Below are 18,448 nucleotides of genomic sequence, written 5' to 3'. Positions count from 1 at the left end.
GACCGCGTGCTGCGCAGCCTGAGGGCGGTCTGGCGCCTCGGCCGGGTGCTGGTGCACATCCTGCACGGTGTCTGGGTGGCCTGGCGGGAGTTCGACGGCGCCAGCGCCGCGCACCGCTGCGCGCGCATCCAGTGGTGGTCGGCCAAGCTGCTGGCGCTGCTGGGTCTGCGGCTGCGGCCGGACGGGCGCTTCGCGCCGGGTGCGCACCTGATCGCCGCCAACCATGTCTCCTGGCTGGACATCACCGCGGTGCACGCGGTCTGCCCGCAGGCGCGCTTCGTCTCGAAGGCCGACGTGAAGGCCTGGCCGGTGCTGGGCTGGCTGATCACGGCCGCCGGCACGATCTTCATCGAGCGCGAGAGCAAGCGCGACGCGCTGCGGGTGGTGCACCAGTCGGCCGAGGCGCTGACCGCCGGTGACACGGTGGCCTTCTTCCCGGAAGGCACCACCTCCGACGGCCATCATCTGCTGCCTTTTCACGCCAACCTGCTGCAGGCGGCGGTCACCGCGGGGGTGCCGGTGCAGCCGCTGGCGCTGCGCTTCTCCGAGCCCGGCCACCCGGTCAGCCCGGCGGCGGCCTACATCGGCGACACCACGCTGCTGCAGAGCCTGTGGCGCATCGCCTCGGCCGATGCGATCGAGGTGCGCATCGGCATCCTTGCGCCGATCGAGTCGGCCGGCCTGGACCGCCGCGCGCTGTCGCAGCGGCTGCGCGAGCGCATCGCCGCCGCGCTCGGCATCGCGTCCGACACGCCGCCGACCTGAGCCTGGGGCAGAATCGACCGGATCCGGCCACGACGAATCGATCGAGAAAGTCCGCCCATGCTCTACAAGTTCCGCTCCAAGGCCTCCGGCGACGTGATCATGACCTCCGAGGTCGGCGACCGGCTGATGCGCCTGATCGGCCGCGAGCCTGCACCGCAGGGCATCTTCCAGCCGGCGCAGATGCCCGAGCTGATCCGCCTGCTGGAGGCGGCCGTGCATGACGAGGAGGAGGCGCGCCGCCGCGCCGAGGCCGAGGCCGCCGCCGAGGGCCGCACGCTGCCTGCGCCCAAGGGCGTGAGCCTGCGCCAGCGCGTCTGGCCGCTGGTCGACATGCTGCGCCGCTGTGCGGCCGAGGACAAGGACATCGTCTGGGGCGTCTGAGCCTCGTCCCCCGTTCCCTCACCCTGGAAGGAGACCTGTTCCCATGCAACTGCGCAGCGACAGCCTGACCGACGGCGCCGCCATTTCCGCCCGCTTCGCCGCCGGCCGCCCCGACGAGGCCAGCATCGTCACCTTTTCCGACAACCTCAGCCCGCACCTGGCCTGGAGCGATCTGCCGGCCGGCACCCAGAGCTTGGTGCTGATCTGCCACGATCCGGACGTGCCCAGCCGCGGCGACGACGTCAACCAGACCGACCGCGAAGTGCCGGCCGACCTGCCGCGCGTCGACTTCTTCCACTGGGTGATGGTCGACCTGCCGCCAGCGCTGGGCCAGATCGCCGAGGGCGAGTTCAGCCAGGGCTTCACCGCCCGCGGCAAGGCCGGCCCCGAGACGCTGCACGGCGCGCGCCACGGCCTGAACGACTACACCGGCTGGTTCGCCGGCAACGCCGACATGTCAGGCCAGTACTTCGGCTACGACGGCCCCTTCCCGCCGTTCAACGACAGCCTGGTGCACCACTACGTCTTCACGCTGTATGCGCTGGATCTGGCGCGCTGCCCGGTCGAGGGCGCCTTCACCGGCGCGCAGGTGCGCGAGGCGATCGCCGGTCATGTGCTCGGCCAGGCCGAGATCACCGGCTCCTACACCCTGAACCGGCGCCTGGGCGCCGGCGCAGGAGCCTGACGGGACGGCGCGGCATGGGCCACGGCACCCGCATCCTCGCCATCCGTCACGGCGAGACCGCCTGGAACGTCGACACCCGCATCCAGGGACAGCTCGACATTCCGCTCAACGACACCGGCCGCTGGCAGGCCGGGCGGGTCGCCGAGGCCCTCGCCGGCGAGGACATCGCCGCGATCTACGCCTCCGACCTGGTCCGCGCCGCCGACACCGCCGCGGCGATCTCGGCGCGCGTCGGCCTGCCGGTCGTTCACGACCAGGGGCTGCGCGAGCGACGCTTCGGCCTGTTCCAGGGGCGCACGGTGGCCGAGGTCGAGGCGATCCACCCGGACCTGGTCCGGCGCTGGAAGTCGCGAGAGCCCGACTTCGAGCCCGAGGGCGCCGAGTCGCTGCGGGTCTTCTACCAGCGCTCGGTCGATGCCGCCCAGCGCCTGGCGGCGGCTCATCCTGGCCAGACCGTGGTGATGGTCGCGCACGGCGGCGTGCTCGACTGCCTCTACCGCGCCGCCTGCGGCATGCCCATCGAGGCGCCGCGCACCTGGCAGCTCGGCAATGCGAGCATCAACCGGCTGCTGTTCACCGGGGAGCGGCTGACGATGATCGGCTGGGGCGACATCCAGCACCTCGAAGGCGACGCCCTCGAGGAAAGCAGCGATGGCGGCCGCAGCCTCACGCCGGCGCACAGCCTGTCCTGAGCGCCTGTCGCGGCCCCCCGCCTGCGCGGGGGTGACGGGGTGGGGCGGTGTCCATCATTCGCCGAACAGGTCGGGGCCGCCGCTGACCAGCCCGGCGCGCTGCGGCGGCGTCACGCCCAAGTGGCGCCAGGCCGCCAGCGTCGCCACCCGGCCGCGCGGGGTGCGCTGCAGGTAGCCCTGCTGGATCAGGTAGGGCTCGATCACGTCCTCGATCGTGCCGGCGTCCTCGCCGATGGCGGCGGCGACGTTCTCCAGCCCGACCGGACCGCCGTCGAAGCGGTGCACCACCGCCTCCAGGAACTTGCGGTCCATCAGGTCGAAGCCGACCGGGTCGACGTCGAGCATGGTCAGCGCGCGGTCGGCCACCGTCTTGACGATGCGGCCGTCGCCCTTGACCTCGGCATAGTCACGCACCCGGCGCAGCAGCCGGTTGGCGATGCGCGGCGTGCCGCGCGAGCGCCGCGCCAGCTCCATCGCGCCCTCGACGTCGATCGGCGCGCCCAGCAGCCCGGCCGAGCGGGTGACGATCTTGGCCAGCTCCTCGGGCGTGTAGAACTCCAGCCGCGCGATGATGCCGAAGCGGTCGCGCAAGGGGTTGGTCAGCATGCCCGCGCGGGTGGTCGCGCCCACCAGCGTGAAGGGCTGCAGGTCGAGCTTGATCGAGCGCGCCGCCGGGCCCTCGCCGATCATGATGTCGATCTGGTAGTCCTCCAGCGCCGGGTAGAGGATCTCCTCGACCACCGGGCTCAGGCGGTGGATCTCGTCGATGAACAGCACGTCGTTCTTCTCGAGGCTGGTCAGGATCGCCGCCAGGTCCTTGGGCTTCTCGAGGACCGGGCCGCTGGTCTGGCGCAGGTTCACGCCCAGCTCGGCGGCGACGATGTGGCTCAGCGTCGTCTTGCCCAGCCCCGGCGGGCCGAACAGCAGCACGTGGTCGAGCGCCTCGCGGCGTTTCCGGGCCGCGCCGATGAAGATCTCGAGCTGCTCGCGCGCGCGCGCCTGGCCGATGTATTCGTCGAGCAGCTTCGGGCGCAGCGCGCGCTCCAGCGCTTCTTCCTGGGGCGTGCCGGCAGCGGCGCTGACGATGCGTTTCGGGGGCGCGGCGAAGTCGTCGGTCTGGATGGCCATGGCGGGAATTGTCCGTCAAAGCCGGCCGACGACCGGCCGGAAACCGTGCAAAGGACTGTCTATTTCACCAGTGATTTCAGCGCCGCGCGGATGCCGTCGCTCACGCCGATGTCGGCCGGCAGCGCCTTGATGGCGGCGGCCGCGTCCTTGTCGCTGTAGCCCAGCGCGACCAGGGCCTGGACGATGTCGGCCTGCGCGTCGCTGGTGACGACCGAGCCGGCGGGCACGCCCAGATCCGGCGCGAGCTTGCCCTTGAGTTCGAGCAGCAGCCGCTCGGCGGTCTTCTTGCCGATGCCGGGCACCTTGACCAGGCGGCCGGGCTGCTGCTGGCTCACCGCCTGCGCCAGCTCCTGCGCGCTCATGCCCGAGAGCACCGCCAGCGCGATGCGCGGGCCCACGCCGCTGATGCGGATGAGCTGGCGGAAGGTCTCGCGCTCCTCCAGCGTCAGGAAGCCGTAGAGCAGCTGCGCGTCCTCGCGCACCACCATGTGGATGTGCAGCGTGGTGCGCTCGCCCAGGTGCGGCAGGTTGTAGAAGGTGCTCATCGGCACGTCGACCTCGTAGCCGACGCCGCCGACATCCACGAGCACGAGCGGCGGGGATTTCTCCGCCAGGGTTCCGGTGAGTCGTCCGATCATGGGACGCGATTATGCGAGCGGCGCGCCGCAGGCGGATCAGCGGTGGATCAGCGGTGGATCAGCGGCGGAACAGTCCCAGGCGCTGCGCCTCGAGCGCCGCCTCGGCGCGCGAGCTCACGTTGAGCTTGCGGTAGATCTGCTTGACGTAGTCGGCGATGGTGTGGCGGCTCAGGCTGAGCTGCACGCCGATCTCCGGCAGCGTGAAGCCCTTGGCCACGCGCAGCAGCACCTCGCGCTCGCGCTCGGTGAGCTGTACGTTGGGCATCAGCGCGTCCTGGGTCTGCTGCGGCTGCAGCGCCGGGCGGTTCGCCTGCGCCGAGAAGTAGGAAATCATCCGGCGCGCGATCGAGGGCGACAGCGGCGGCTCGCCCTGGCTGATGCGCTGCAGGTGCTCCATCAGCTGCTCGCGCGGCTGCTCCTTGAGCAGGTAGCCGTAGGCGCCGGCCTGCAGGGCGGGGAAGAGGTGATCGTCGTCGTCGTGGATGGTGACCACCACCGACTGCGCGTCGGGCTGGGCCTCGCGCAGCGCCTGCACCACCTTGACGCCCGAGCCGTCGGGCAGGCCCAGGTCGATCATCGCCAGATCGAAGCGGTGGGCGCTGACCTGCTGCAGCGCGTCATGCACCCGCGCGGATTCCACCACCGTCGAGCCGGGAAACACCTGCACCACCAGGGCACGCAGCCAGGCACGGATTTCGGGAAGGTCTTCGAGCAGCAGGATCGTTTTCATCGTCTTTTCCTCGGGAGCGTTCGGCCGGATGGGAGTGTGGACCCGGCCGGGCCGACTGGAGCCCCACGGCGGATCTGGTTACGAAAATGACCGGATTTCGTGAAAGATCACTGGCGTTGCCAGGGCATTGGTACTTGGTGGTTTACATGATTCGCATGATTCACGCCGGTCACAGCGGCAGCGTCAGCCGGATCGTCGTGCCGTAGCCGGGGCCGGATTCCACCAGGCACTGGCCCTGGAGCTGCTTGGCGCGGCCCTTCATCGTCGACATGCCGTGGCCGCGGTCGAGCTTGCCGTCGAGCTCCATCGGGATGCCGCGGCCGTTGTCGGAGATGGTCAGCTCGAAGTCGTTGATGTCCATGCGCATCGAGATCTCGCAGTGGGTGGCGCCGCTGTGCTTGAGCACGTTGCTGACCGCCTCGCGCAGGATGCGGGTGGTCTGGACGTAGGCGCGTGCGCTCATCGCGCGCTCGCTCATCAGCAGGTCGTCGGGCGTGTTCCAGTTGAGCTCCACGCCGCCCTGGCTCAGGCGCATCATGACCTCGCTGCGCCAGTCGCCGATGGCGTCGCCGAGCTGCACCGCGCGGCCGGTCAGGCCGCGCACCGACAGCCGCATCTCCTCGAGCGCCTCGCGCGCCAGCGTGGCGATGCGCTCGCTCTCGCTGGTGTGCACGATGGTCAGCAGCTTGGCGCCGAGGTCGTCGTGCAGGTCGGCGGCGATGCGCTTGCGCTCCTTGGCGGTGACCTGCTCGACGCGCATCTCGGCCATGTGGCTGTAGTTGCGCTCCATGTCGCTGGTGATCTCCTCGACCCGGCGCTCGGCGGCCAGCCGGCCGGCCTCGGCCGCGCCGACCGCGGCCTGCATCTGCTGCAGCATGCGCAGCACCATGCCGGCGAACATCACCACCGCGCCGATGCTGATCGCACGCACGCCGGGCAGCAGGATCTCGTCGGCCACCATCATCCGCTCGAAGGCTGCGCCCACCAGCGTCATGCCCAGCGCGAAGCCGACGACGCGGAAGTCGGCCGGCGAGCGCATCCAGGCCCGGTGCAGGAACACGCCCAGCGCCACCAGCACCTCGAGCGAGAGGATCACCATCCACGGCTGGGTGATGGTGCTGATGCGGTCGGGCGCGGCGATCAGCAGGCTCAGCGGCACCACGATGCTCTGCAGTGCCACCGACAGCTCGATCCAGCGCACCTGGATGCCGCTGTAGCGCATCAGCGAGAGGATCGCCGCCACCGCGATCGGCGGCATCAGCGCGCCAGTCAGCCATTCGTAGGCGGGCACCGACAGCGGCAGGTGGGCGCCGGTCAGCAGCGCGCACAGCATCGCCCAGCCCAGGCACGCCGCGCCGAAGTAGCCGAGATAGGGCAGGCGGCTGAGCGCGGCCAGCAGCAGCGCGGCGGTGCCCACCGCGCCGACCAGCATCGCCAGCGCCTGGGTGACCCCGGTGTGCAGGGTCTGCAGGCGGCGCTGCATGCCCTCGAGCTGATGCATCGGGCCGATGCGCACCGGCGACAGGTAGCCGGCATGCTCGCTGACCGCCACCTGCGAGCGCACCTGCGCGGCCAGGATGATGTCGAGCTGGTTGTCGGCCTGTCGCAGCATCGCCGGCGGCAGCGCCACCAGCACCGGGTCGAGGCATTCATTGGGCCGTGGCGCGTCGAGCCGCCCCCGCACCGCCAGGCGCCAGCCGTTGAGTCGGATCTCGTGCGCGCCGCACAGGCGCTCGATGTACAGGCCCGCCAGGCCTGCGGCGCCCGCAGCGGACGCGCGGCGCGTCGGCAGATCGAAGCGGACCCGGTAGCCCAGCGGTGCCGACAGCCGCGGCGAATGATCCCAGGCGTGCGGCAGGGTGATCAGCCGGGGGGCGCCGGCCTGCGGCCGCTCGGGCGTCGGCATCGCCATCAGCGTCGCGCTGCGGATGACGGTCATGTCGTCCTGGCTGCCGCGGCTGCCGAGCTCGACCAGCCACAGGCCAGCGACGATCAGCGCCAGCACCAGCAGGCCCCAGCGCGCCGGGTGCAGGGCGGCCAGCAGCGATCCTCCCGTCAGACGCTCGATCCTCTGGCGCAGCGAGGGCCGGACGGCGCCCGCATCGGGCATCACAGGCTCGGGCAAGGCGCCTGGCGCGGCGGACTCGGGCGGCGTGTCGGTCGCCTGCGAGGCATGGATCGTCGGGACGTCGGCGGCCGGAACGGGAGGCGGGGTCACGGAAATGTGAAATCCGGAAGAGGTGGCAGAGGTGGCGGGCGGGCGCCCGATTCTGCCGGACCGCCCCGGAGGTCGGCGCGCGGCGACAATCGTGGCTCCGGCCCCGTGCCTCATAGTTCACACTCGACCCGTGATCCTGCGCCACGCCTTCATTCCCCACGACAACCAGCGCCTCGCCCATGTCTGCGGCGCGCTGGACGAGCACCTGCGCACGATCGAGGCGGCCTTCGACGTCAGCATCCGCCGGCGCAACGAGTCCTTCCGCATCGAGGGTGCGCGCCGCGCCGCCGAACGTGCGGTCGCGGTGCTGCAGCAGCTCCACGAGCGCGCCGCCGCGCCGATCGAGCCAGCCGAGCTGCAGCTGCTGCTGGTGCAGGCCCTGCAGGACGAGGGCCCGGCGCTGCGGGTGGTGCAGTCCGGCGAGACGGTGATCGAGCCGGCCGGCGAGGCGCCCGAGATCGTGCTGAAGACGCGCCGCGCCGAGCTGGCCGGGCGCACCCGCAACCAGGTCGCCTACCTGCGCAACATCCTCGGCCACGACATCACCTTCGGCCTGGGGCCGGCGGGCACCGGCAAGACCTTCCTGGCGGTGGCCTGCGCGGTCGATGCGCTCGAGCGCGGCAGCGTGCAGCGCATCATCCTGACCCGCCCGGCGGTCGAGGCCGGCGAGCGCCTGGGCTTCCTGCCCGGCGACCTGGCGCAGAAGGTCGACCCCTACCTGCGCCCGCTCTACGACGCGCTCTACGACCTGATGGGCATGGAGCGGGTGGCCAAGGCCTTCGAGAAGGGCCAGATCGAGATCGCGCCGCTGGCCTTCATGCGCGGGCGCACGCTCAACCACGCCTTCGTCATCCTCGACGAGGCGCAGAACACCACGCCGGAGCAGATGAAGATGTTCCTGACGCGCATCGGCTTCGGCAGCCGCGCGGTGGTCACCGGCGACACCACGCAGGTCGATCTGCCCCGGGGCCAGAAAAGCGGCCTGGTGGACGCCGCGCAGGTGCTGCGCCAGGTGCGCGGCATCGCCATGACCCGCTTCACCGCCGCCGACGTGGTGCGCCATCCGCTGGTGGCGCGCATCGTCGAGGCCTACGATGCGGCGCGGCCGCGCCCGGTGGGTGACCGGCCCGAGGCCTGAGCCGCCTGTCGATCTGTCTTTCGATCCGCTCTTCGATCCGATCCCGAGAAAGTCCCGCCCCATGCCCGTTGCCCGCCCCGAACTGAGCCTGTCGCTGCAATTCGCCGATCCGCGCCACCGCGCGCTGCTGCCGCGCCACAAGGTCGCGCGCTTCGTGCGCGCCGCGCTGGAGCGGCCCGGCGAGATCACCGTGCGCATCGTCGGCGCCGAGGAAGGCCAGACGCTCAACCGCGAGTACCGCCAGAAGGACTACGCGACCAACGTGCTGACCTTCGACTACGCCGACGAGCCGGTGGTGATGGCCGACCTGGTGCTGTGCGCGCCGGTGGTCGAGGCCGAGGCTGCCGCCAACGGCAAGGATCTTCTGGCCCACTACGCGCACCTGCTGGTGCACGGCACGCTGCACGCCCAGGGCTACGACCACGAGGACAGCGAGGAGGAGGCCGAGGCGATGGAGCAGCGCGAGCGCGAGGTGATGGCCGCGCTGGGCTTCGCCGATCCGTACGCGGAAGGTGCGGCATGAGCGCCGTCGACCGCCCCGAGGGCGATGCCCCAGACCTTTGGCTGGAGGAGGTTCACGGCGAGGCCGCGCTGGCCTGGGTGCGCGAGCACAACGCCCGCACCGAGGGCGAGCTGGGCGCGCGCGCCGACTACGCCGAGTTCCGCCCGCGCCTGAAGGCGCTGATGGACGCGCGCGAGCGCATTCCCTACGTCAGCCGCATCGGCCACGACTTCTACAACTTCTGGCAGGACGCCGAGCACCCGCGCGGCCTGTGGCGGCGCACGACGCTGGCGAGCTACCGCCTGGCCGAGCCGGTCTGGGAGACGGTGCTCGACCTGGACGCGCTGGCGGCGGCCGAGGGCGAGAACTGGGTCTGGCACGGCGCGGACGTCTGCACACCGGCGCGTGACGCCGAGAGCCGTCCGGTCTGGCGCCGCTGCCTGATCGACCTCTCGCGCGGCGGCGCCGACGCCACCGTGGTGCGCGAGTTCGACCTGGTCGAGCGCCGCTTCATTCCGGCAGGCGAAGGCGGCTTCACGCTGTCCGAGGCCAAGAGCAGCGCGAGCTGGATCGATGCCGACACGCTGGCGGTCGGCACCGACTTCGGGCCGGGCTCGATGACCGACTCGGGCTATCCCCGTGTCATCAAGGCCTGGAAGCGCGGCACGCCGCTGGCGGACGCGCCGACGATCCACGAGGGCGAGGCCGGCGACGTCTCGGCCTGGGTCAGCATCGACGACACGCCCGGCTTCGAGCGCACGGTGCACGGCCGCTCGATCGACTTCTACACCACCGCGATGTGGCTGGTCGCGCCGGATGGCAGCCGCCGCGCGGTCCCCAAGCCGGCCGACGCCAGCCTGGGCTTTCACGAGCGCTGGGCGGTGATGGAGCTGCGCAGCGACCTGACGCTGGCGGACGGCGCGCGCCATCCGGCCGGCTCGCTGCTGGTGGCCGAGATCGACGCGCTGATGGCGCAGGGCTGCGAGGCGGTGCGCTGGACGGCGCTGTTCACGCCGACGCCGACCTGCTCGCTGGGCGGCAGCGCCTGGACGCGCGGCCATGTGCTGCTGAACCTGCTCGACAAGGTCGCCAATCGGGTCGAGGAACTGCGCTTCGACGCCGCCAGCGGCGGCTGGACGCGCCGCGCGGTGGCGCTGCCGGGGCCGGGCACGCTGGGGCTGGGCGCGCTGCACGAGCCGCACCTGCCCGACGATCCGCTGGCCGAGCACTACTGGGTCACCTACGCCGACTTCCTGACGCCGGACTCGCTGATGCTGGCCGAGGCCGGACGCGACGCGCCCGAGGTGCTCAAGCAGCGCCCGCGCTACTTCGACGCCGCCGGGCTGGCGGCCGAGCAGCGCTTCGCCACCAGCGCGGACGGCACGCGCGTGCCGTATTTTGTCGTGCGCCCGAAGGACGCGCCGATGGACGGCAGCACGCCCACGCTGCTCTACGGCTACGGCGGCTTCGAGGTGTCGATGCAGCCCTGGTACTCGGGCGGCTTCGGCCTGGCCTGGTACGAGCGCGGCGGCGCGCTGGTGGTGGCCAACATCCGCGGCGGCGGCGAGTTCGGCCCGGCCTGGCACCAGGCGGCGGTCGGCGAGCACAAGCCCCGCAGCCACGAGGACTTCATCGCGGTGGCCGAGGACCTGATCGCCCGCGGCCTGAGCTCGCCGGCGCGGCTGGGCATCATGGGCGGCAGCAACGGTGGCCTGCTGGTGGGCGCGGCGATGACGCGCCGCCCGGACCTGTTCGGCGCGGTGGTCTGCCAGGTGCCGCTGCTCGACATGCTGCGCTACCACCGCCTGCTGGCCGGCGCCTCGTGGATGGCCGAGTACGGCGACCCCGACCAGCCCGAGCAGCGCGCCTGGATCGAGCGCTACAGCCCCTACCAGGCGCTGCGCGAGGGCGTGCGCTATCCGCGTGCGCTGTTCACCACCTCGACCCGCGACGACCGGGTGCACCCGGGCCACGCGCGGCGCATGGTCGCGAAGCTCGAGGCGCTCGGCCAGCCGGTGCTCTACTACGAGAACATCGAGGGCGGCCACGGCGGCGCGGCCGACAACGCCCAGCGCGCGCACCTGCAGGCGCTGGAGTTCGCCTACCTCTGGTCGCGTCTCGGCCACTGACATTCACGCGCATGGCATTCCCCACGCTGACCGCCGCCCGTGACCTCGGCCGGCTGCAGGAGATCGCGGCGGTCTTCATCCGCCACGGTCTGGGCGATCTGGTGCGCCGGCTCGGCTGGGCCGATCGCCTGGCCCGCGCCGGCCATGTGCTGCGCATGGACCACGCCGCCGACCTGGCGCGGCTGGAGCCGCCGGTGCAGCTGCGCATGGCGCTGGAGGACCTGGGGCCGACCTTCGTCAAGCTCGGCCAGATCCTGGCCGGCCGTGCCGATCTGTTCGGCCCGGCCTGGATCGCCGAGCTCGAGAAGCTGCACAGCCAGGCGCCGACGGTGCCGCTCGAGGTGGTGCGCGCCCAGCTCGCCGAGGACCTGGGCGCGCCGCCCGAGGAGGTCTTCGCCCGCTTCGACGCCGAGCCGCTGGCGGCGGCCTCGATCGCGCAGGTGCATGGCGCGCAGCTGCACGACGGCACCGAGGTCATCGTCAAGGTGCGCCGGCCCGGCATCCGCCCGGTCATCGAGGCCGACCTGCGCCTGCTCGAGCGCCTGGCGCAGCTGGCCGAGGACGAGTGGCCTGACCTGCGCCCCTACCAGCCGGTCGGCCTGGTGCGTCAGCTCGGCCGCTCGCTGCGCCGCGAGCTGGACCTGCAGAGCGAATGCCACAACGCCGAGCGCATCGCTGCCCATTTTGCCGGGCGAGAGCACATCGTCATCCCGACCGTCTACTGGGACTGGACCGGCGAGCGGGTCAATGTGCAGCAGCGCATCGACGGCATTCCGGGCCACGAGCTGGCGCGGGTGGACGCCGCCGGGCTCGACCGCATGCTGCTGGCGCAGCGCGGCGCGCAGGCGGTGCTGAAGATGATCATCGAGGACGGCTTCTTCCACGCCGATCCGCATCCCGGCAACGTCTTCTACCTGCCGGGCAACCGGCTGGCCTTCATCGACTTCGGCATGATGGGCCGGCTCAGCGACGCGCGCCGCGACCAGCTGCTGTCGCTGATGCTCGGCCTGGTGCAGCGCGACCCGCAGGCGGTGGTCGAGGTGCTGATGGAGTGGACCGAGGATGCCGGCCACACCGACATGGAGGCGCTGCAGCAGGATGTGGTCGCCTTCGTCGACCAGTACCGCGGCACCGCGCTGGCCAAGCTCAGCCTGGGCGGGATGATGAACGACGTCACCACCATCCTGCGCGAGTACCGGCTGGCGCTGCCGGCCGACCTGGCGCTGCTGGTCAAGACCTTCATCACGCTGGAGGGGCTAGGGCGCTCGCTGGCGCCCGACTTCCACATGGCCACCGAGGCCGAGCCGCTGCTGGAGGCGGCGGTGCGGGCGCGCTACTCGCCCCGGGTGCTGGCCGAGCGCGGCTGGACCTCGGCGGTGCACGGCCTGCGCCTGCTCGGGCGCCTGCCGCGCGAGCTCGCGCGCATGCTGCGCCAGACCAAGCGCACCGGCGTGCAGGTGCATGTCGAGGTGCGCCATCTCGAGCGGGTGGTCGACCAGCTCGACCGCGCGGTCAGCCGGCTGACGGTAGCGATGGTGGTGGCGGCGCTGATCGTCGGTTCGTCCATCGTCATGACGGTGCGGGGCGGGCCGATGCTGTTCGGGCTGCCGGCCTTCGGGCTGCTGGGTTTCCTGATCGCCGGCATCGGCGGCATCTGGCTGGCCTGGTCGGTACTGCGCAGCGGCCGGGCCGCACGGGTGGCACATCGGGATTGATGCGGGATTGATGCGGAATTGATGTACCCGTTCCGTAACCGAAAAGGATTTTCATAGACCAAGTCAATAGGATGGTCTTTTGCGGCTCCTCTTGATCAATGACCTGGGGTTTACCCTAAACTCCAGCCATCAACCAAGGGTTTTCCCTAAGGAGTTCGTGATGGCCCAGATCCTTGTTCCCGTTCAGTCGCAGGCTTTTGCTGCCGCCCAGGCACCGTTGGTCCGTCTGGTCGGCTGGCTGGTCGATCAGTGGCAGGCCGCGATGAAGGCCGCCAAGAGCAGCCTGCAGCCGCGCGAGCCGCGCACCGCCGAAGAGCTGATCGAGTGGGCCGGCCGCTACGAGGCGACCCAGCCGTCGTATGCCGCCGACCTGCGTGCCGCCGCGGTGCGCGCCCAGCAGATCTCTGGCAGCCGCTACATCTGACGCCGGCGCAAAAAAGGCCGGTCGTCGCCGACCGGCCTGTGAACGACCTCTGAATCGAGGCACGCATGAAAGAGAGAGGGCGCTGGCGGATCAGCAGCGCTCGAAGATCGCCGCGATGCCCTGGCCGCCGCCGATGCACATCGTCACCAGCGCGTAGCGGCCGCCGGTGCGCTGCAGCTCGTAGACCGCCTTGGTGGTGATGATCGCGCCGGTGGCACCGATCGGGTGGCCCAGCGAGATGCCCGAGCCGTTCGGGTTGACCTTGGCCGGATCCAGGCCGAGTTCCTTGTTGACTGCACAGGCCTGGGCGGCGAAGGCCTCGTTGGCCTCGATCACGTCCATGTCGGCGACCGTCAGGCCGGCGCGCTCGAGCGCCTTGCGCGAGGCCGAGACCGGGCCGATGCCCATGATGGTCGGCTCCACGCCGGTGTGGGCGTAGGAGACCAGGCGCGCCAGCGGCCGCAGGCCATGGCCCTTGACGGCTTCGCCGCTGGCCAGCATCACCGCGGCGGCGGCGTCGTTGATCCCCGAGGCATTGCCGGCGGTGACCGCGCCGTCCTTCTTGAAGGCCGGGCGCATCTTGGCCAGGCTCTCGGCGGTGGTGTCGGCCTTGATGTGCTCGTCGGTCACGAAGCTGATCGTGCCCTTGCGGCTGGCGATCTCCACCGGGACGATCTGCTCGGTGAAGTAGCCGGCAGCGGTGGCGGCCGCCGCGCGGCGGTGGCTCTCGGCCGCGGCCTCGTCCATCTGCTGGCGGCTGATGCCGAACTGCTCGCCGACGTTCTCGGCGGTGATGCCCATGTGGATCTTGTGGAAGGGGTCGTGCAGCGCGCCGACCATCAGGTCGACGATCTGCGCGTCGCCCATGCGGGTGCCCCAGCGCGCGCCCGGCATCAGGTAGGCGCCGCGGCTCATGTTCTCGGCGCCGGCGCCGATCGCCACCTCGCAGTCGCCCAGCAGGATGGCCTGCGAGGCGGAAATGATGGCCTGCAGGCCCGAGCCGCACAGGCGGTTGACGTTGAAGGCCGGCGTCTCCTTGGGCAGACCGGCGTTGACCGCGGCGACGCGGCTCAGGTAGCAGTCGCGCGGCTCGGTGACGACGACCGTGCCCATCGCGAGGTGGCCGACGGCGTCGGCCGGCGCGCCCGAGCGGGCGAGGGCCGCCTTGACGGCGGTGGTGGCCAGATCGGCCAGAGGAACGTCCTTCAGCGTGCCTCCGAACGTGCCGATCGCGGTGCGCGCGGCGCTGACGACAAAGACTTCACGTGCCATGGCTGTCTTCCTCCGGAAAAATCGGTGTGCGGGACTGCCACAGTACTTGTCCTCCTCTACAGCGAACTGACGCCGGGCAATGTCACACTGCGGCGTCATGGATACCCCGCAGCCTTCTTCGCCTGTCGCCGCGCCCGGCGAGTCGGCGGCGCTGCGCCGCGATCTGGCCTATTCGCACATCTTGCAGGGCTGGCCCGAGCTGCTCGACCCGATCTGGGTCAGCGAGGAGTGGGTCGGCAGCTCGCGCTGCTGCGGCTGAAATCGCCGCCTGCGGCCTGAGGCGAGGTGGCGCGGTGCGGGCTGCGTACACTGCGCCCCTCGCGATCCCGCTCCTGATCCTCCGATCCTGACCCCACACCATGAAGTCGGCCCTCTTCGTTGATTTCGACAATGTCTACTCGGGCCTGCGCAAGCTGGATCCTGCGGTGGCCGAGCGCTTCGGCCGCCATCCGCTGGAATGGATCGGCTGGCTGACCGACGGGCTGGGCCTGCCCGAGGGGCTCGACGCCGCCGAGGCGCGCACCCGGCGCCGGCTGCTGGTGCGCCGCGTCTACCTCAATCCGCAGGTCTACCAGCGTTTCCGCCCGTCCTTCAACCATGCCGGCTTCGAGATCGTCGACTGCCCGTCGATGACCAGCGAGGGCAAGACCAGCACCGACATCCACATGGTGCTCGACATGGTCGAGCTGCTGCAGCATCCGGTGCACTACGACGAGTTCATCGTCTTCTCGGCCGATGCCGACTTCACGCCGGTGCTGCGCAAGCTGCGCCGCTGGGATCGCCGCACCACGGTGCTGGCGGTGGGCTTTCCGTCGGCGGCCTACCGCGCCTCGGCCGATCTGCTGATCGAGCCCGACCGCTTCATCCGCGAGGGCCTGGGCTTTGGCGCCGAGGTCGACGAGGCACCGGGGCCTGCTCCGGGGCCCGCATCGGCGCCGACCGCCACGGTGCCGGAGGCGAGCGAGCCGGCATCGCCCGGCCCCACCGCGGCGGCGATGACCCTGGAGCTGCCGCTGCAGCAGATGACCGCCTGGCTGCGCGCCGAGGTCGAGCGTGCCGATCAGCCGGTGCCCTGCGCCCGGCTGGCCTCGCGGCTGATGGCCGGCCATCCCGGCCTGGCGCCGGAGTGGGGCGGCCAGGGCAGCTTCCGGCGCTTCCTGGAGGCGCTGCCGCTGGCGCCGCTGCGCCTGGACTGGAGCGGCTCGGGCGGCCATCTCTACGACCCGGCGCGCCATGTGCCGCCGCGCCCGCTGGCGGCGCAGCAGACGCTGCGCACGCCTCCGGCCGCCTCGGCCTGGGGCGCGGATCCGGCGCTGTTCGCGCTGGCGCGCCAGATGCACGATGCGATCGGCATGCCGCTGCTGTCGCCGCGCGATTTCCGCGCGCTGCTGGAGATGATCGCGGTCGATGTCGCGGCCCAGCCCTTCCAGCTCAACGAGACCGGCAAGCGGGTGCGCGACCGCTGCCGCGACGCCGGTCACGAGGTCAGCCGCGAGGCGGTCAACTGGGTGCTGCGTGGCCTGCTGCTGTGTGGCCACGAGTTCGGCCGGGGGCATGACGATCTGCCCACGCTGTCCTACCGGCTGGTCGGCAACCTGCTGAACCTGTGCCGGCGCGAGCAGATGGTGATGGACGAGGGCGCGCCAGCGCTGCTGCAGCGCTGGGTCAGCGGCAAGATCGCGCCTGCTGCCGCACCTGACGCCGAACTGGATGCCGCACCTGAAGCCGCCGCCCCGGCGCCTGCCCATCCCGAGCCGGCCACGGCAGCCGATCAGTCCACCCAGCCCTGACGCCAGGCCAGCCGCGCCAGCTCGAAGTCGCTCGGGGTGTCGAGCTTGGACTTGATCTGGTAGTGAATGTTGTGCACCGTCTTGACGCTCAGGCACAGCGTCTCGGCGATCTGGCGCGGGCTGCAGCCGGCCAGCAGCAGGCGCAGCACCTCGAACTCGCGCGGGGTCAGGCCATGTGGCGTGGCGGTCGGGTGCTCGATCAGGTGGCGCGCCACCTCGCCGGCGATGTCGCTGCCCAGCACCCGGCGCCCGGCATGCACTTCGCGCACCGCGTGGACCAGCTGCGCCGGATCGCTGCTCTTGGTGACATAGCCGAGCGCACCGGCCCGCAGCGCCTGCGTGACCCAGACCGCATCGCGGTACATGCTGAAGGCCAGACAGCGCACCTCGGGGTCGCGCTGGCGCAGCCGGCCGATCAGCTCCAGCCCGCCCATGCCCGGCAGCGCCAGGTCGATGACCAGCACCGCCGGACGCGGCTGCATCGTGCGCCACTGCAGCAGCGCGCTCTCGGCGTCGGCCGCCTCGGCCGTCACCTGCAGGTCCTCGTGCAGCTCCAGCAGCCGCCGGTAGCCCTCGCGCACCACCGCATGGTCGTCGACCAGCATCACCTCGATCGTCATGTCCTGTCCTCCATCGGCGCCGGGGGGCGGATCGGCAGCCGCACGCGCAGCCGCATGCCCCCGGCCTCGGGCCGATCCAGCGCCAGCGTGCCGCCGAGCGCCTGCACCCGCTCGTGCAGGCCGAGCAGGCCGTGGCCCGGCACCGGGCCGTCCGGGCCGGGGCCGCGGCCGTCGTCGGCGATGTCGATCAGCAAGGTGGCCTGCGGGTCGATGTCCCGGTCCAGCCGCATCTGCACCTGCACCGCGCGGGCCTCGCCGTGGCGCACCGCGTTGGTCAGTCCCTCCTGGACGATGCGGTAGACATGGACCGCCATGTCCGCCGGCACTGCCTCCAGCCCGCCGGGCGGCAGCTGCAGCGTGCAGGCGGGCAGGGCGCCGTCGACCTCGCGGCGGCGCGGCTGCGCGACCAGCGCCTCCAGCGCCGCGCCGAGGCCGAAGCGGTCGAGCATCGTCGGGCGCAGCGCCTGCAGCACGCCCTGCAGCGCCTCCTGAAGCTGCGCGCACAGCAGGGCGATGCGGCCGGCGGCCTGCTGCAGCGCCGGGGTGCCGGTGCGCGCGGCCAGCGCGCCGATCACCGCAGTCTCGGCGCGCAGCGCGCTCAGGCTCTGCGCCATCTCGTCATGCAGCTCGCGGGCGAGGTGGCGGCGCTCCTCCTCGCGGGTGTGCAGCAGCCGGCCGGCGAGCTGCTGCTGGCGCGCCAGCAGCTCGGTCCAGCGCTGCGCCAGCCGGTTGAAGCACAGCGTCAGCTCGCGCAGCTCGCGCAGCGGCGGCACCGGCAGGCGCACCTCGCGCTCGCCGGCCTCCAGCCGGGCCAGCGCCGCCAGGATCTGCCGCGTCGGCCGCAATGCCCGGCCGACCGGCCAGCTCAGCGCCAGTCCGGCCGCACCCAGCAGCAGGCCGAGCCCGAGCAGCAGCAGCAGCCGTTCCGCCCAGGCCAGACCGACCTGATCCCAGTGCACGCCGACCTCGATGGTGCCGGCCTTGATGCCGGCCGGCAGCAGCAGCGGCAGCCGCACCCGGTCCGGCCGATCGGCGCTCGCCAGCGCCGCCAGCTGCCGGCCCAGCCAGCGCGCCGGGGCCGCGACCGGCGTGTCCGGCCCGCAGTGCGCGCCGATCTCCCGCTCGTCGATCGCCCGCAGCCGCACGCACAGCGGCAGCCGTCGCTCCAGGTCGGCCAGCACCTCCAGGCGCACCGGCACCTGCTCCAGATCGCGCTCGAAGGCGCTGAGCTGCCGGGCCAGATCCTGATGCAGCAGCTGCGCCACCAGCCGCGCGGTGGCCGGCAGCGCCACGCGCTCGGCCCGGCCCAGCGCCTGCCCCGACCACAGCCCCAGCCCGAGCAGCAGCAGCGCCACCAGCAGCGCGCCGCGACGCAGCAGCGTGCGCTGCAGGTCGAGCGCGGGCTGCAGCGCGTCGGGCGCGATCGCAGGGGCGGGGACGGCGTTCTCTGGCATGGCGGCAGGCAGGTTCGTGATCTTGCCCGAGGCGAGCGGGGGCGCACGGCGCGCCGGTGATGGCGGGCAAGTTGCCCGGTCGGCGCTGTCACCGGCAATTCATGGCACTGTCACCGGCCCTTGCCAGCATCGCGGCTTCACTTTTCTTCAAGACTTCAACAGGAGCC

At 71.8% G+C, this 18,448-nt stretch carries 18 protein-coding genes; 11 read left to right on the top strand and 7 right to left on the bottom strand.

What is annotated here, in order from left to right; genetic code table 11:
- Nucleotides 1-6: 6 nt before the first annotated feature.
- Genes BW996_RS05420 through BW996_RS05405 form a run of 4 tightly spaced genes read left to right on the top strand, consistent with a single transcriptional unit; the run spans nucleotide 7 to nucleotide 2,523 of the window.
- Nucleotides 7-765: a lysophospholipid acyltransferase family protein gene (locus tag BW996_RS05420; protein WP_037477403.1), complete on the top strand. Its 759-nt coding sequence runs from the start codon at nucleotides 7-9 to the stop codon at nucleotides 763-765.
- A 57-nt stretch (nucleotides 766-822) separates the two neighbouring features.
- Nucleotides 823-1,146, top strand: a complete 324-nt coding sequence (locus tag BW996_RS05415) for a DUF1840 domain-containing protein (RefSeq protein WP_037477405.1) — start codon at nucleotides 823-825, stop codon at nucleotides 1,144-1,146.
- A gap of 43 nt (nucleotides 1,147-1,189) precedes the next feature.
- The gene (locus BW996_RS05410) at nucleotides 1,190-1,831 is read left to right on the top strand and encodes a YbhB/YbcL family Raf kinase inhibitor-like protein (protein WP_037477407.1); all 642 of its coding nucleotides are present in this window, start codon (nucleotides 1,190-1,192) and stop codon (nucleotides 1,829-1,831) included.
- 14 nt (nucleotides 1,832-1,845) lie between these two features.
- A complete protein-coding gene (locus BW996_RS05405) occupies nucleotides 1,846-2,523 on the top strand; it encodes a histidine phosphatase family protein (RefSeq protein WP_037477409.1) in 678 nt (225 codons plus the stop codon).
- Between the two features lie 54 nt (nucleotides 2,524-2,577).
- Here the strand turns inward: BW996_RS05405 and ruvB are convergent, their stop codons facing one another.
- The 4 genes from ruvB to BW996_RS05385 all read right to left on the bottom strand — a co-directional run bounded on the left by ruvB (nucleotide 2,578) and on the right by BW996_RS05385 (nucleotide 7,237).
- Complete coding sequence (gene ruvB / locus BW996_RS05400; RefSeq protein WP_037477411.1) at nucleotides 2,578-3,651, bottom strand: Holliday junction branch migration DNA helicase RuvB; 1,074 nt, start codon at nucleotides 3,649-3,651, stop codon at nucleotides 2,578-2,580.
- A gap of 59 nt (nucleotides 3,652-3,710) precedes the next feature.
- A complete protein-coding gene (ruvA, locus tag BW996_RS05395; RefSeq protein ID WP_037477413.1) occupies nucleotides 3,711-4,289 on the bottom strand; it encodes a Holliday junction branch migration protein RuvA in 579 nt (192 codons plus the stop codon).
- Nucleotides 4,290-4,347: 58 nt separating this feature from the next.
- The gene (locus tag BW996_RS05390; RefSeq protein ID WP_037477415.1) at nucleotides 4,348-5,019 is read right to left on the bottom strand and encodes a response regulator; all 672 of its coding nucleotides are present in this window, start codon (nucleotides 5,017-5,019) and stop codon (nucleotides 4,348-4,350) included.
- Between the two features lie 169 nt (nucleotides 5,020-5,188).
- On the bottom strand, nucleotides 5,189-7,237 hold the full coding sequence (locus BW996_RS05385; RefSeq protein ID WP_051631435.1) for a sensor histidine kinase: 2,049 nt from the start codon (nucleotides 7,235-7,237) through the stop codon (nucleotides 5,189-5,191).
- A 130-nt stretch (nucleotides 7,238-7,367) separates the two neighbouring features.
- Between BW996_RS05385 and BW996_RS05380 the strand changes: the two genes are divergently transcribed.
- The 5 genes from BW996_RS05380 (at nucleotide 7,368) to BW996_RS05360 (ending at nucleotide 13,145) form a co-directional block, all read left to right on the top strand.
- Nucleotides 7,368-8,375: a PhoH family protein gene (locus BW996_RS05380; protein WP_037477417.1), complete on the top strand. Its 1,008-nt coding sequence runs from the start codon at nucleotides 7,368-7,370 to the stop codon at nucleotides 8,373-8,375.
- 61 nt (nucleotides 8,376-8,436) lie between these two features.
- Complete coding sequence (ybeY, locus tag BW996_RS05375; protein WP_037477419.1) at nucleotides 8,437-8,898, top strand: rRNA maturation RNase YbeY; 462 nt, start codon at nucleotides 8,437-8,439, stop codon at nucleotides 8,896-8,898.
- Nucleotides 8,895-11,006, top strand: coding sequence for a prolyl oligopeptidase family serine peptidase (locus BW996_RS05370; protein ID WP_037477421.1), 2,112 nt, complete (start codon nucleotides 8,895-8,897; stop codon nucleotides 11,004-11,006). The genes ybeY and BW996_RS05370 overlap by 4 nt, the downstream gene beginning before the upstream one ends.
- Before the next feature lie 11 nt (nucleotides 11,007-11,017).
- Nucleotides 11,018-12,721: an ABC1 kinase family protein gene (locus BW996_RS05365; protein WP_037477423.1), complete on the top strand. Its 1,704-nt coding sequence runs from the start codon at nucleotides 11,018-11,020 to the stop codon at nucleotides 12,719-12,721.
- 160 nt (nucleotides 12,722-12,881) lie between these two features.
- Nucleotides 12,882-13,145 (top strand): hypothetical protein, encoded by a 264-nt coding sequence (locus BW996_RS05360; protein WP_037477425.1) that lies wholly within the window; start codon nucleotides 12,882-12,884, stop codon nucleotides 13,143-13,145.
- A gap of 90 nt (nucleotides 13,146-13,235) precedes the next feature.
- On the opposite strand, the gene BW996_RS05355 is transcribed toward BW996_RS05360, so the two are convergent.
- Entirely contained in the window at nucleotides 13,236-14,417 is a 1,182-nt protein-coding gene (locus BW996_RS05355; protein ID WP_037477427.1) for an acetyl-CoA C-acyltransferase family protein, read from the bottom strand.
- A 97-nt stretch (nucleotides 14,418-14,514) separates the two neighbouring features.
- On the opposite strand from BW996_RS05355, the gene BW996_RS21635 reads away from it, so the two are divergent.
- Entirely contained in the window at nucleotides 14,515-14,676 is a 162-nt protein-coding gene (locus tag BW996_RS21635) for a hypothetical protein (protein ID WP_156027796.1), read from the top strand.
- Nucleotides 14,677-14,776: 100 nt separating this feature from the next.
- Complete coding sequence (locus BW996_RS05350; protein ID WP_076458726.1) at nucleotides 14,777-16,207, top strand: NYN domain-containing protein; 1,431 nt, start codon at nucleotides 14,777-14,779, stop codon at nucleotides 16,205-16,207.
- Here the strand turns inward: BW996_RS05350 and BW996_RS05345 are convergent.
- Entirely contained in the window at nucleotides 16,189-16,827 is a 639-nt protein-coding gene (locus BW996_RS05345) for a response regulator (RefSeq protein ID WP_037477429.1), read from the bottom strand. The genes BW996_RS05350 and BW996_RS05345 overlap by 19 nt on opposite strands.
- Nucleotides 16,824-18,281: a histidine kinase gene (locus tag BW996_RS05340; RefSeq protein WP_051631436.1), complete on the bottom strand. Its 1,458-nt coding sequence runs from the start codon at nucleotides 18,279-18,281 to the stop codon at nucleotides 16,824-16,826. The genes BW996_RS05345 and BW996_RS05340 overlap by 4 nt, the downstream gene beginning before the upstream one ends.
- Nucleotides 18,282-18,448 lie beyond the last annotated feature (167 nt).

It is taken from the genome of Sphaerotilus natans (assembly GCF_900156335.1).
Lineage (GTDB): Bacteria > Pseudomonadota > Gammaproteobacteria > Burkholderiales > Burkholderiaceae_C > Sphaerotilus > Sphaerotilus natans.
This window is presented reverse-complemented; position numbering and strand designations above follow the sequence as displayed.

Excerpts from the sequence above, each read along its gene's own strand:
- BW996_RS05415 (WP_037477405.1), top strand. The coding sequence starts at position 823 with ATGCTCTACAAGTTCCGCTCCAAGGCCTCCGGCGACGTGATCATGACC.
- ruvA (WP_037477413.1), bottom strand. The coding sequence starts at position 4,289 with ATGATCGGACGACTCACCGGAACCCTGGCGGAGAAATCCCCGCCGCTC.
- BW996_RS05390 (WP_037477415.1), bottom strand. The coding sequence starts at position 5,019 with ATGAAAACGATCCTGCTGCTCGAAGACCTTCCCGAAATCCGTGCCTGG.
- BW996_RS21635 (WP_156027796.1), top strand. The coding sequence starts at position 14,515 with ATGGATACCCCGCAGCCTTCTTCGCCTGTCGCCGCGCCCGGCGAGTCG.
- BW996_RS05405 (WP_037477409.1), top strand. The coding sequence starts at position 1,846 with ATGGGCCACGGCACCCGCATCCTCGCCATCCGTCACGGCGAGACCGCC.
- BW996_RS05365 (WP_037477423.1), top strand. The coding sequence starts at position 11,018 with ATGGCATTCCCCACGCTGACCGCCGCCCGTGACCTCGGCCGGCTGCAG.
- BW996_RS05355 (WP_037477427.1), bottom strand. The coding sequence starts at position 14,417 with ATGGCACGTGAAGTCTTTGTCGTCAGCGCCGCGCGCACCGCGATCGGC.
- BW996_RS05370 (WP_037477421.1), top strand. The coding sequence starts at position 8,895 with ATGAGCGCCGTCGACCGCCCCGAGGGCGATGCCCCAGACCTTTGGCTG.
- BW996_RS05340 (WP_051631436.1), bottom strand. The coding sequence starts at position 18,281 with ATGCCAGAGAACGCCGTCCCCGCCCCTGCGATCGCGCCCGACGCGCTG.
- BW996_RS05360 (WP_037477425.1), top strand. The coding sequence starts at position 12,882 with ATGGCCCAGATCCTTGTTCCCGTTCAGTCGCAGGCTTTTGCTGCCGCC.
- BW996_RS05350 (WP_076458726.1), top strand. The coding sequence starts at position 14,777 with ATGAAGTCGGCCCTCTTCGTTGATTTCGACAATGTCTACTCGGGCCTG.
- ybeY (WP_037477419.1), top strand. The coding sequence starts at position 8,437 with ATGCCCGTTGCCCGCCCCGAACTGAGCCTGTCGCTGCAATTCGCCGAT.
- BW996_RS05345 (WP_037477429.1), bottom strand. The coding sequence starts at position 16,827 with ATGACGATCGAGGTGATGCTGGTCGACGACCATGCGGTGGTGCGCGAG.
- BW996_RS05410 (WP_037477407.1), top strand. The coding sequence starts at position 1,190 with ATGCAACTGCGCAGCGACAGCCTGACCGACGGCGCCGCCATTTCCGCC.
- ruvB (WP_037477411.1), bottom strand. The coding sequence starts at position 3,651 with ATGGCCATCCAGACCGACGACTTCGCCGCGCCCCCGAAACGCATCGTC.